A 12,473-nucleotide genomic window follows, 5' to 3' on the forward strand; every position below is an offset into this window, starting at 1 on the left:
TGGAAAGTATTTCTGCCAGTATCCGTGCTTTGGGTAATACTCATTTCAGGAGTACTCCTCTTTACTGGAAATTTGCCTTGTTGAAGGTTGTAAATATATATGCTGATTACTATATCAAAAAATTTTTGATAAATTTTGTATTATAGTATATGATATTAAAGTTTTAAAGATTTTTGTGCCATGCCTTTATCGAAATTTCTCAATCCGAAATTGGACCTAACATTTAAGAAAATCTTTGGCACTGAAAAGAATAAGAAGGTTATTATTCACTTTCTCAACGATATTTTAGGGTCCGCTGAGATAAATGCTATAGAGGTAGAATTCTTAAGCCCTGTAATGGGTCCTAGAATTGCCTCTGATAAACAAAGCATAGTTGGTGTTCTCTGCGATGATGCGTACTGGAGCTGGGTATATAATTAAGATGCAGATTGCTAGAGATAAAGGCTTTGAAAAACTTGCTCAACTTTATGCTGCTAAATCTTACTCAAGGCAATTAGATAAATCTGGTAATTACATTGATTTAAAGAAATTTTTCTTTATTGCTATTTTCAATTTTAACTTTCTTCCTGAAGAAGTTGATTATATCTCTACTCATAGTATGCGTGATATAAAAACCAATGGGCATTGCTTGGAAGGTTTTCGGTTCGTCTTTATTGAACCACCCAAATTTTCTAAAAATAAAGTCAGACAATTAATAAATATAGTAGAGTTTTGGTGCTTCTTTTTTAAGTGTGCAGAGGATATCGCTGAAACAGATCTAAAAAGGATTGCCGAAAAAGTACTAATAATAAAGCTAGTATATAATGAGTTGGGTAAGTTTTATTGAGATGAAAGGGTCTAATAGCGTATGAAGAGAGAGTAATGGATCTACAGGAAGAAAAAGCTATCCTTGAATGTAGGCTTAATCTTGCTGCTGCGAAAGGCAGAGAAGAAGGTATTAAAATTGGTGAAGAGAGAGGCATCAAACTTGGAGCAGAGAAGAGTAGGGAGGAAGATGAGAGTAAGGCTAAAATAGCAGTAGTGAAAATTCACTTAAGACAGGTATGTCTATAGGTGTTATAGCTGAGGCCTTTCTGTGATAAAATAGAAGAGTTGCATGAAATAGAAGATGAATCTCTTGATAAAAAAGACAAGCTATATGTTTTTCTTCATAAAAGTGGAATTTGAGGAGAAATTGTAGAAATGCCATTGATGTTTGCTTCTGTTAGAATAATTTGAGGAGAGGTATGATATTTAATTTCCCAAACACACGGTTAAGACGCAGGCGCTCAAGCAAATGGGTTCGCACTTTAACAAGTGAAAGCACTTTATCAGTAAATGATTTAATTCTTCCTCTGTTTGTTCATGACGGGGAAGAAACGACTGAGCCAATTTCCAGCTTACCTGACATAAAATGTTACTCAATAGGTGGATTGATTTCCATAGCTCAGGAAGCTGAGGATTTAGGAATTAATGCTGTTGCAATTTTTCCTGTAGTTGATAGTAAATTAAAATCTGAAAATGCTGAGGAAGCATACAATGCTGACAACTTAATCTGCAAGGCAATTCGTGCTATAAAATTAAAGGTACCGAGCATTGGCATTATCGCAGATGTTGCGCTGGATCCGTACACTACTCATGGCCATGATGGTATTTTAAAAAGCAATCGAATAGATGTGAAGAACGATGAAACGGTGTCAATATTGTGCAGGCAAGCGCTTGCTTTAGCAAAAGCAGGGTGCAGTATAGTTGCGCCTTCTGATATGATGGATGGTAGGGTAGAGAAGATAAGAAAAGCGTTAGATGATAATAGCTTTCAGGATGTTTTAATATTGTCTTATGCAGTGAAGTATTGTTCCAGCTTTTATGCACCGTTCAGGCAAATTGTTGGTTCATGCGTGTCGTCAAATTCTATTGATAAAAGTGGCTATCAAATGGATTACAGAAACGCAAGAGAGGCAATTTGTGAAATTGAAATGGATATAAATGAAGGTGCGGATTTTATTATGATAAAGCCAGGTATGCCATATTTAGATATAATAAGAATGGCAAGTGATAAGTTTAATTTTCCGATTTTTGCTTATCAAGTAAGTGGTGAGTATGCTATGATAAAAGCTGCAACGAGCAATGGTTGGCTGGATTATGACAAAGTAATTTATGAGTCTTTAATTGGCTTTAAACGTGCAGGTGCAAGTGCAATATTCACTTATGCAGCACTTGATATTGCAAGAAATTTGGGGTGAATATGCCCTGTAAGAAGTTTTCCTGCGTAACAAACTATTTGGTAGTGTCTCAACTGTGAGATAAAAAAACTACTTGACGGATTCTGCTGACCCCTTTATTGTAGTACTAAAGCTATTGTTTATACTAGTTCTTGTTGTTAGTTGGTCAAATAAATAACATTGTAGAGTTATTCAATTGTGGAGTGAAAAAGAGAGGTAATAAATTTGTATAAAGTGCTCTTAAACAAAGTAATTATATTACAAACTTTATTATGCAAAATGTTTTGTACATGACCAAAGTTTCTCAATAGGATTGAGCTCAGGTGAGTATGTGGTAGGTGTATAATCTCAATGTTTTTAGGTACCTTTAAACTTTTTGACTTATACCAATTAATGCAGTTCATGCTAAAAAATGCTTTCCGTGTTCTTAAACATTGCAACATTTGTTTAAGAAATATATTCATACAACTAGTGTTGATATTTGCTGCAAGTAAGCTAAGGCTCTCTTGATTTCTAGGATTAACTACACTGTAGAGATAAAAATTTCTCTACCTAATTTTGCTTTAACCTGTCTTCTAAACCCTTTTTAAACCATACGTGTCCAATTTTTGAATGTGTTTCAAGCTACGATTCATCAAAGGAAAATGACTCTTCTGCAGGATGCTTACCAATTCTCATTAAGTTTTTTTTAAACTCTTCCTGTTTACCTTTATCTTGTTTATTGTGAATTGGTCTTGGCACAATATATTAAAACTTCATTTTTTGTATACTACGGTGTACTATGACTTGCTTACATTTAAGCTAAATTTTCCCTGAATTCTTATTCTCATTTCTTTAGTGGTAATATTAGGGTTTTCTTGCATCCATACTTCAATTTGTTCAAATTGACTCCGCGATTTAATCGGTTTTTCTGCGACGTTGAGGAGAAGTAAGCAATTTTTCTTCTCTTCTAAATTTTAGGTGCTTTATCTGTGTAGTTAGTGCTGTTCTTAAAATGCAATATGTTTTTGCTGCGGATGTTATACTGTGCTTTTTTGCTGCAATTGCAGCATTTAGTTTTTTGTGCAATATGTGCATTGTTTCACACTTCCTTTAACATTTCTTTTGCTGATTCCACGACTTTTTTATCCAATAATTTTGATTTCAATGCCATTGAAACCTCGCTATTCTACTTGCTTCAGCATGGCTTCTTTTTCATTGTTGTCTATCCGTTTCTTGTACAGTGGGAATTAGTATTAGTTTGTCTAAAGTATTTTTGATTGCATATTTAACAAGAGTTTTTTTGACTAATGGGCTAGATATGCTCCTTTTCTATTTTCTTAATGTCTCCAAATAATTTAACATGGTCTATTTGTTAAGCATATGAACTATAAGCAAATAAGGATAAAATAATAACAATAATAATCTTCATAAGGAGAGTTTAATCCATGATTCATAAGAGAATCAATGAAAACGTCTTTTTTAAAAGTTATGGTTATGCTTTGCATTTTATGATAGAAAATAAGCTAAAAGTAAGTATAGTGTTTTACAAGAATGATATTACGTAATTTGCTGTTTTTGCTGCCACCTGAAGTTGTCCACTCTTTAGCGATCATGGCGTTGAAAAGGATGCCTTGCAGAAAGCCTATAGAACTACCAGGATCTTTAAGTGTGAACTGCTTTAGTAATAAATTTAAAAGTCCTGTGGGTCTTGCTGCAGGCTTTGACAAAAATGCGGAAGTTATTAGGCCCATGCTTTCATTTGGTTTTGGATTTATTGAAGCCGGTACTGTCACTAAGTATCCTCAATATGGAAACGCAAAACCTAGAATTTTTCGGTTAGTTAAAGATCAAGGAGTAATAAATAAATTAGGATTCAATAACAAGGGAGTAGGCTATTTTCTTAAGCAAATAAGTGAAACCAAGCTTGATGACTGTATTTTAGGTATAAATATAGGAAAAAATAGTGCATCAAAGGACCAAGTCAATGATTATGTTGACTTAATAAAGATGGTATATGGGAAAAGTAGTTATATAGTGCTAAACATCTCGTCTCCAAACACACCTAATTTACGCAATTTGCATAGTAGACAAGAATTATCAGAGTTGTTAAAATCCATAACTCTAACCAGAAAATTGATTGATAGTTCCGAATCTGTTCCAATAATGTTAAAAATTTCTCCAGACATAAATCAGCAGACAAAGGAAGATATTGCTGAGCTTGCGTTAGAGTATAAAATTGATGGCTTGACAATAAGCAACACTACAGTCAGTCGAGATAACTTACATTCTCACCATGATGAAAGTGGTGGATTAAGTGGCAGACCATTGTTCAAGCTTTCAACAGAATTGTTGAATGACATGTACAAACTCACTCGAGGTAAAATATTATTGATAGGATGCGGAGGCATTTCAAGTGGTGCTGATGCATATAAAAAAATAAAGGCAGGGGCATCTTTAGTGCAACTATACACTGCTCTCATATACCACGGGCCTCGAGTTGTGAATAAAATTAATCTGGAACTTGCAGAGCTAGTGAGGAGAGATGGACTAAGTAACGTTGGTGAGGCAGTGGGTTGTGATTGCAACTTCTAGAAGCTTATTTTGGTAGAATAAAACTAATTTTTTTTGATAAAAGCATGATGGGGATGCTTCTTTTTAAAACGACGAGCATAGAAGGTTTGGATGACGCTATATCTAAGATCATTAACTATAGATTTAAAAATGATGCGATATTGGAGGAAGTATTAACTCATCTAAGCTTAAATAAAAAAAATAGCGAAAATCAAGTTAGAGATTACAAAAGGCTAGAATTTTTGGGCAATAGCATTTTGAATATAATTATATCTGCTATGCTAGTTAAGCTATTTCCTGAAGAAGGGGAAGGGACGTTGGCAAGAAGAAAACCAGATTTAGTTTTTGGCAATACCATTACTAATGGTGCTAAAGAAATAAAATTGGGTAACTTTATCATTATGAATAATAGTGAATGTTGCAGTGGAGGAAGATGTAACCTAGAAAATTCAGAAAATGCACTTAAAGTACTAATGGTACAATTTATATTAATGGCTGGTTTGCAGATATCGAAAAGTTTGTTGTTACCCAACGTTGGGAGGAGCAAGCTAAAGGCATGCTTAGCCCCCTTAAGATCCTAAAACCTTACTGCCCAAAGTGGACTCAGAAAAATAGGTTACTCTTGCCAGAGTATGAGCTTTTGAAGTAAACTGGGACAGCACACAGTCCTGAGTTTACTATATCAATTTGTATAAAAAATTATAGTGAAGTTTTTGCATGTATTTCTAGTAAAAAGGTTGCTGAATAAAAAACTCTGAATTAATACTAGAAGAGATTAACAATAGTGAAAAGGCAACTTGGCTTGAACAAAAACAGGCAAGTTTTAAGAAAATTAAGGCCTTTAGTATTCAGCATTGCTGCTGCCTCGTGAAAATAAAATTAAATATATTTTTATAGAAATTTATTGGAATGGTTTTGTATGCTTTTCTAATGGCTATTTTAAAATTCTTGATGCTTCTCTTATTATTTTTGTGTATGCTTACCTACTTAAGGATCTGATAAAAGCCTTACTGAAATAGAAGTGAAAATCATCATGATATGAGTGAACATGACTGTTCATTACAGCGATGTAAAAGTGAAATCTTCCTTTCAGAGGACAACGAACTGGCAATACCGAAGTTGTGCCTTTGCCTGTAGAATTTCCTGACCTTATAGCCAAGCAGTCAACTTATTTCTGTTAATGTTAGTGAAGAAGTGCAGTAGAGGATTTACTGGTGCATAAAATTATTACGTAGACTTCGTTATACCAATTCTCATTGTCAATGAGTCAAATAAGTGACATTGCAGAGTTGTTTGATTGCGGAATGAGAAAGAGAGGCAATAAATTTACACAAAGCGCTCTCAAGTAAAGCAATCGTATTATAACTTTATTACGCAAAATGTTCTGTTTTATGTGTAACCAAAGTTTCTCAATATGGTTGAAACTTGGTGAGTATGGTGGTAGGTGCGTAATCTTGATATTTTTAGGTACCTTTAAATTTTTTTATTTACTCTAATTAGCATAGTACATGATAAAAAAGGCTTCATTGCAACATTTATTCAAGAAATATATTCATATAATCAATATTAACATTCGGTGCAAATGAGCTGAACATCTCCATTTTTATGATTAACTGCACTGTAAAGATGAAAATTTTGTTTACCTAATTTTACTTTAATCTGTGTTTTAACGTCCTTTTTAACCCACCTATGTCTAATTTTGAATGTGTGAACCGCGGTTCATCAAGGATGAATAACTCTTGTTCGGGATACTTACCAATGTCTCATTAAGTTTTTTTTGCTCTTCCTGTTTGCTGCCTTATCCATTGCGAATTAGTCTTAGCTAGTATGTGAAAACTTCATTTTTTGTCTATTACTGTAGACTTGCTGACATTAGCAAATTTTTTCTGAATTCTTATTCTTGTTTCTTTAGTAGTAATATTAGGGTTTTTTGTATCCATAGTCAACTTGTTCAAATTGAATCTGATTCAGTCTAGTTTTTCTATGATGTTGGTGGAGTAAACGGCTTTTCTTCTCTTCAAAATTTTAGTGCTTTATCCATGCAGTTAGTGCTGTTCTTGAATGCAACATATTTTTGCTACGGCTATTATACTGTGCTTTTTTGCTGCAGTTACAGCATTTAGTTTTTTACAGCATATGCGTTGTTCCACACTTTCTTCAGCGTTTCTTTTGCTGATTCCATAGCTTCTTTATCCAATAGTTTTAATTTTAACGCAATTTAAGCCTTGCTATTTTACTTACTTCAGTAAGGCTTCTTTTCCATTATTGTTTATCCATTTCTTGTACAGTAGGAATTGGTATTAGAACACAGATTGAAGTAAAATTAGGTGGATAAAGTTTTTATCTCTGTAGTGCAGTTAATCCTAGAAATGGAGCGACTTCTAGCTTATTTGCATCTAATGTCAATACTGATTGTATAAATATATTTCTTGAACAGATGTCACAATTTAAGAACACGATAATCCTTTCTTATTATAGATTATGCTAGTTGGCATGAGTCAAAAAATTCAAAGGTACCTAAAAATATCAAGATTATATACCTACTGCCATACTCGCCTGAGCTCAATCCCTGTTGAGAAACTTTTGTCGTACATAAAACAGAACGTTTTGCGTAATAAAGTTATAATACGATTGCTTTACTTGAGAACACTTTGTGTAAATTTATTGCCTCTCTTTCTCATTCCGCAACAAACAACTCTGCAATGTCACTTATTTGACTCACTAACAATGAGAATTGGCATGATACACAAAAAATATTAAAAATTCAAGTCAGGTCTTAATAACCAAAATGAATAGTATGCCGATAGGTATCGTATTAATAATTCATCCGAGCATTAATATTGATATTAGTAAAATATTTATAGATATACACCCAACTTTATCAAGAATTAACAACTACACTGAAGATCTAAATATAGAGTGCATTGCACAGCAGAGTCAAATGAAATTGAATAGTGATATTCCAATTATTGAAATGAGAGAAATGAACCCTATGGTTAAAGATTAAGAGTGGTGGAGTTATGGTAATTGGCGGGTTTATAGAGCATAGAAAAAGATAAGCAAAGCTTTGAAGCCCGCCTGGGGGTAAATCAGAAGTAAAAGAGATTGGCAAACAACATGAAAGCAGTAGAAACTGTCATCTTTTTAAAAGTAACAATTGTGCCAACATTTGGTTTATTGGGTAAAGAAGATAAGAATTTGTATATATACTGAATTGTTGCTAAAAGTTAAATATCAAGCCAATTCCAATATTATGGATCGATATATTATCTGCAATAGGTATTGGAATGCTGAAGTAACGGTAGCCAAGGAAGGTTTTGATTTCTGGGGTTATCGAGTAATTGACACCAAGCCTTACTTGGTAAGCAAACCAGGGAACGTTCAGTGGCATCGAGTTTTGAGGTGACTCGTTGATCTTTTTTAATCTAAAAACTGTTGGTCCTATGCCAAGGCTGACGTACGGAGCGAATTGTGTGTCTTGAATGCTGGGATTATAGTAAAAGTTTAATAAGAATGAAAATATACTAGCCGATCTATCAAGTACCGGAGGAGAATTGCCATTTTTAATGTTAACCTTAGAATACATGGTTTCGAAGTCAATACGGCCGTTTTCTCCAGCATAATAACCTAAAGATATACTGTTAAGCCACTGAAAATCAATTTTACCATCAAATTTTTTTACGCTTTCAATTTCATCTGCTACTATATTTTTTATTATAGTGCCATAACGGCTCTCGACTAAGATAGAAGCTCTTTCTCCGATTGCTTTTATACCGTTTATAAATATTTCTGAGTTATCAGAGTATGTCTTGCCGCTATTGGCGCTAACATAGAAATTAAGTTTTTTATCTTTTACTGGCGTAACCCCTTTTTCATTGCATTTTCTAGATTTATAGCATATAGATTCGCCTGCAAGCATTAAATTTTCCGCAAACTGTTCCTCATTTGAACAACTTTCATTGGCGTGAACAGAAAAAAAACTAATACATAAGATTAGCAATACGTCAAAAAAAATAAATTTTTTTATCATAAGCAAGTTTACACTTTACAGTGCTTTTCTCATATCAAAAAATTAGGAAAGAATACTTTCAATTAATTAACTACTTTCCATTATTATAAGCTTTTACAATACTTTTAGCTTGAGTCTTTGGTGTAAGCTTTGCTAATGCGAGATTTTCTGCTCTACCAATGTTATTTGGCTTAACTAGAACACTTTGTTTAGTGCCTGTTAAAGACTGATAAAAGCTACTCATCATTGCTTTGTTTACTTTCTTAAGTTTTTTACTCTTCTTTTGCGCACATCCTTTGGCACTCCTATAGCATTTGTGCAGCAGGTGTCTTTTTTTGCTTTGAATATGGAAAAGCGTGTAGATAAACTGTATTTGCCTCTTTGATGCAGATTAACTGTACCCTGAAATATCTCATCAGTTTCCATGGGAAATTCAGTAATAATGTCAGCGCTGTATATTATATCAGGTCTTAAATTTTTCACTTTATGACAAAATTTTATCACTTCTTCCTTCTGTGACGATATTTTATCCTTTTTAGAATTAAATAATTACTAGATTGTAAACTTAAGTGCAAATACAGTGTAAACCTTGATTTATTAACTATTAAATCCATTAATTCATCATCAACTTCAGCAACATCAATAGGAGAAAGCTTTGGGCCTCTTTAGTTCTGGCATATCTTTAAAAACTCTTCTGGCCATTGAGCCAAGTGAAGTTTGCTGGATAGATCTGTATCAAAATCAGTAATATTAACCCTGTAAACACTACTTCTTGATGGCCATTTGCTACGAAAATCTTGTGGTTTGCTCAATAGCATTGTTTATTAGCATGGATCAGGTTGTTTCCTCTTGCTTCAGTAATCGAGCAAAATGTGCACTATGATTATAACCATTTTGAATTTCGATGAATGTTCTTGACTCATCTTTGAATTTATCAATTAGAGCAGGTTCTGACTTACTTGCCTGGTTATCGTTGACTAATATTTTATTGTTACTTAATAAGTGATTTTCAGTCTTTAGCTTATCTTAATGACTTAACGCTTTACTTGCACCAAGAATATTACTATAAGATTCATGGTCTAATTAGGCGACACAACTAACTACGATAATTTCTTTATTTAGGTCGTTTTTAATAAACCTTGCATATTTTTTGTTTCACCTTGCATTCTCTTCATTTGTCACTGCACAGCTGTATACCACTATAACATTTTCTCTTTCTACTTTTCTTAATGCTTCTTTAATTAACTCGCTTCCATAAAAATTTAGGCGGCAACCAAATGTTGCTACTTCATTCATGCTAGACTTCAATAGACTTTACAATTTAATTATTGTATCAGACACATGGATAAAGTCATTAAACCTCTTAACCATAACAAGTGGCAACCCTATGTTTTTGTAGACCTGTTCTTCTATACAAACCATGAACCTGTATCAACTCACTCTATCTAAATCTTTCTTTGAAAAACAAGCTTTATTTTAATCATTTATAACCTTTGGCACTACGAAATATCCATATTCAGGTTTTGTATTGGATAGTATTTCCTCTTTTTTAATGCTCTGGGAATTGATAACGTCGTCGCGTACGTGAATGTTCTTATCTACACTGCCATAGCGCATGGGGAAAACTCCTTTAGTATTAACTTGTAATAAAATGTTGTGTATCCAATCCAATATTGTCAGTTCTTTGGAGTAATGCTCGATTTCGTCATTTGATAACTTAATTCTTACAAGCTGTGCGATTTTAAGCATTTCTTCCTTAGTGATTGTTACTTTTCTCTTGTCTACAAATTCTATTAGCGAAGTGATGACATCTCCTGCTGACCTAGTTTGCATCTTTACCTCCTTGAATGAAGTGAGTCAAAATATTTACAATGGAAATAATTTTTATTTTATAAGTTTTTTCAAGTTTGTGAAATATGGTATCTGTAATCACTAACTTATCTAGAAAAGAGAGAGAGATTTTTTCAATTGCATTTCCTGAAAGTACGCCATGTGTTATGCATGAAATTACAGATCTTGCTCCATGATTTTTTAAAGTAAAAGCTGCGTTACATAATGTTCCACCAGAATCGACTATATCATCAACAATGACACAATTTTTATTTGTAGCTTCTCCTATTACGTTCATTACCTGAGATGCACCTGCTTTCTCTCTGTATTTATCTATTACGATAATCTTATCACTCAATTTTACCTCGCACTTTTTTTCTAAAGTTTTTGCAAAAGCGCGTGCTCTGCCGATTGCTCCAATATCGGGTGCAACTATTGCCAAGTTCTCTGTATGTATAGAGTCAGCAAATGCTCCAAAACAACTCAAATTAGTCAGCGGCACATCAAAAAAACCTTCAATTTGACTTGAGTGCAAGTCAATAACTGCAACACTGTTTACACCTGCAGTTTGAATAAGATTTGCAACTAATTTGGCATTCAAGGCGGATTGCATGTTGTTGTTTTTAATGGTTCTATCCTGCCTACTATATCCGTAATAGGGAATAATTGTTGTGATTCTTTTAGCTCCTGATCGCTTTACTGCATCAATTGTGAACAGGAGCTCCATAAGGTTGTCGTTCATAGGGGGAGAAATGGATTGTATTATGTATACCTCTTTACTGCAGAGGTTACTTTCCACTTCTACATTTATCGCACCATCGGCAAATTTTAACACCTGAGTAAGGGATAACTGAACATTCAGCTTGTTAGCTATTAATTTTCCTAGTTCTTTACTAGCATTACCTGTTATTATCTTCATGATGTACAATTAAACTTGTAAGATTATACAGGAATTACTCATAATAGAAATGAGTTTCTTTGTTTTTAACGTTCTTGTCAGAGGATTAGTTGCACGCTACTGGTCATTCAATAACTCACAGGAGTGTGAAAACTATTTGATAAATCTCGCCAGCTCTCTTACCGCAGCACTGAAGGTGTTCAGTTATCTTCAAGCTGTGCAGATTAAACGACGAGGTATCGCGTAGTTAGCATGTTATGTTTAATTTTTTGCAACATGTGGCCTTATGTCTTCGCAAACATTTCTGGGTTTTTGCCTATATAAGCTGAAATGTGCTTGTAAAGTGTTTAAAGCAGTATAAAATGCCAATCTGTAGATTAGAGAGTGAATGCTATCTAACAAGGGTTTCCTTTTGCCTTTTTTCTGCTTGGTAAATTTCTTAATGTTTGCAGCTACCGTCATTCCGCAGCTTATTAGCTGGACCTAGGAATACCGTGAATGAGTTGTAGTATGATTCACTTCACCCCGCGTCAAGCGTTGAAATGACACTTTATATTGTGTGAGTTATCTCGCAAAGTAAATGTTTGTACAGCTGTAGTTGGGATGTGTAATGCTAATTGTCATTGTTAGTAGGTCAAATAGGTGACATTGTAGTTGTTTAATTGCAGAGTGAAAAAGAGGGTAATAAATTTGCACAAAGCGCTCTCAAGCAAAGCAACTGTATTATAGACTTTACTACGTAAAATGTTCTATTTTATATACAACCAAAGTCTCTTAATAGGGAACTAAGCTCAGGTGAGTATTGTGGTAGGTGTATAATCTTGATATTTTTAGATATCTTTAAATTTTTTAATTTATTCTAACTAGAATAATCCATGATAAGAAAGGCTTTTCGTGTTCTTAAATATTGCAACATTTGTTCAAGAAATATATTCATACAATCAGCGTTAACATTCGGCGTAAATAAGTTAGAACTCTTTCT

General features: G+C 33.6%; 4 protein-coding genes and 7 pseudogenes. 5 read left to right on the forward strand and 6 right to left on the reverse strand.

Annotated elements, in window-relative coordinates:
* Positions 1-180: 180 nt before the first annotated feature.
* Together GO684_RS04280 and hemB are read left to right on the forward strand one after the other, a co-directional pair.
* Positions 181-1,079 (forward strand): annotated as a pseudogene (locus GO684_RS04280) (Rpn family recombination-promoting nuclease/putative transposase).
* 150 nt (positions 1,080-1,229) lie between these two features.
* Complete coding sequence (gene hemB, locus GO684_RS04285) at positions 1,230-2,222, forward strand: porphobilinogen synthase (RefSeq protein WP_175939221.1); 993 nt, start codon at positions 1,230-1,232, stop codon at positions 2,220-2,222.
* A gap of 167 nt (positions 2,223-2,389) precedes the next feature.
* Here the strand turns inward: hemB and GO684_RS04290 are convergent.
* Positions 2,390-3,354, reverse strand: a pseudogene (locus tag GO684_RS04290) (IS630 family transposase).
* 337 nt (positions 3,355-3,691) lie between these two features.
* Here GO684_RS04290 and GO684_RS04295 point away from each other — a divergent pair.
* Together GO684_RS04295 and GO684_RS04300 are read left to right on the forward strand one after the other, a co-directional pair.
* Positions 3,692-4,775: pseudogene (locus GO684_RS04295) on the forward strand (quinone-dependent dihydroorotate dehydrogenase).
* A 77-nt stretch (positions 4,776-4,852) separates the two neighbouring features.
* Positions 4,853-5,531: pseudogene (locus tag GO684_RS04300) on the forward strand (ribonuclease III domain-containing protein); the annotation flags it as partial.
* A 482-nt stretch (positions 5,532-6,013) separates the two neighbouring features.
* Here the strand turns inward: GO684_RS04300 and GO684_RS04305 are convergent.
* Positions 6,014-6,972, reverse strand: a pseudogene (locus GO684_RS04305) (transposase).
* 531 nt (positions 6,973-7,503) lie between these two features.
* Here GO684_RS04305 and GO684_RS04310 point away from each other — a divergent pair.
* Positions 7,504-7,967: pseudogene (locus GO684_RS04310) on the forward strand (type II secretion system protein GspD); the annotation flags it as partial.
* 7 nt (positions 7,968-7,974) lie between these two features.
* On the opposite strand, the gene GO684_RS04315 reads toward GO684_RS04310, so the two are convergent.
* The 4 genes and pseudogenes from GO684_RS04315 to GO684_RS04330 all read right to left on the reverse strand — a co-directional run bounded on the left by GO684_RS04315 (position 7,975) and on the right by GO684_RS04330 (position 11,512).
* Entirely contained in the window at positions 7,975-8,784 is an 810-nt protein-coding gene (locus tag GO684_RS04315; RefSeq protein ID WP_175939215.1) for a P44/Msp2 family outer membrane protein, read from the reverse strand.
* 70 nt (positions 8,785-8,854) lie between these two features.
* Positions 8,855-10,059 (reverse strand): annotated as a pseudogene (locus GO684_RS06075) (radical SAM protein).
* A 180-nt stretch (positions 10,060-10,239) separates the two neighbouring features.
* On the reverse strand, positions 10,240-10,596 hold the full coding sequence (locus tag GO684_RS04325) for an Asp-tRNA(Asn)/Glu-tRNA(Gln) amidotransferase subunit GatC (RefSeq protein WP_175939217.1): 357 nt from the start codon (positions 10,594-10,596) through the stop codon (positions 10,240-10,242).
* Positions 10,586-11,512, reverse strand: coding sequence for a ribose-phosphate diphosphokinase (locus tag GO684_RS04330; RefSeq protein WP_175939219.1), 927 nt, complete (start codon positions 11,510-11,512; stop codon positions 10,586-10,588). Before GO684_RS04330 ends, GO684_RS04325 begins: the two co-directional genes overlap by 11 nt.
* Positions 11,513-12,473 lie beyond the last annotated feature (961 nt).

The organism is Wolbachia endosymbiont of Litomosoides brasiliensis (assembly GCF_013366805.1).
Classification (GTDB): domain Bacteria; phylum Pseudomonadota; class Alphaproteobacteria; order Rickettsiales; family Anaplasmataceae; genus Wolbachia.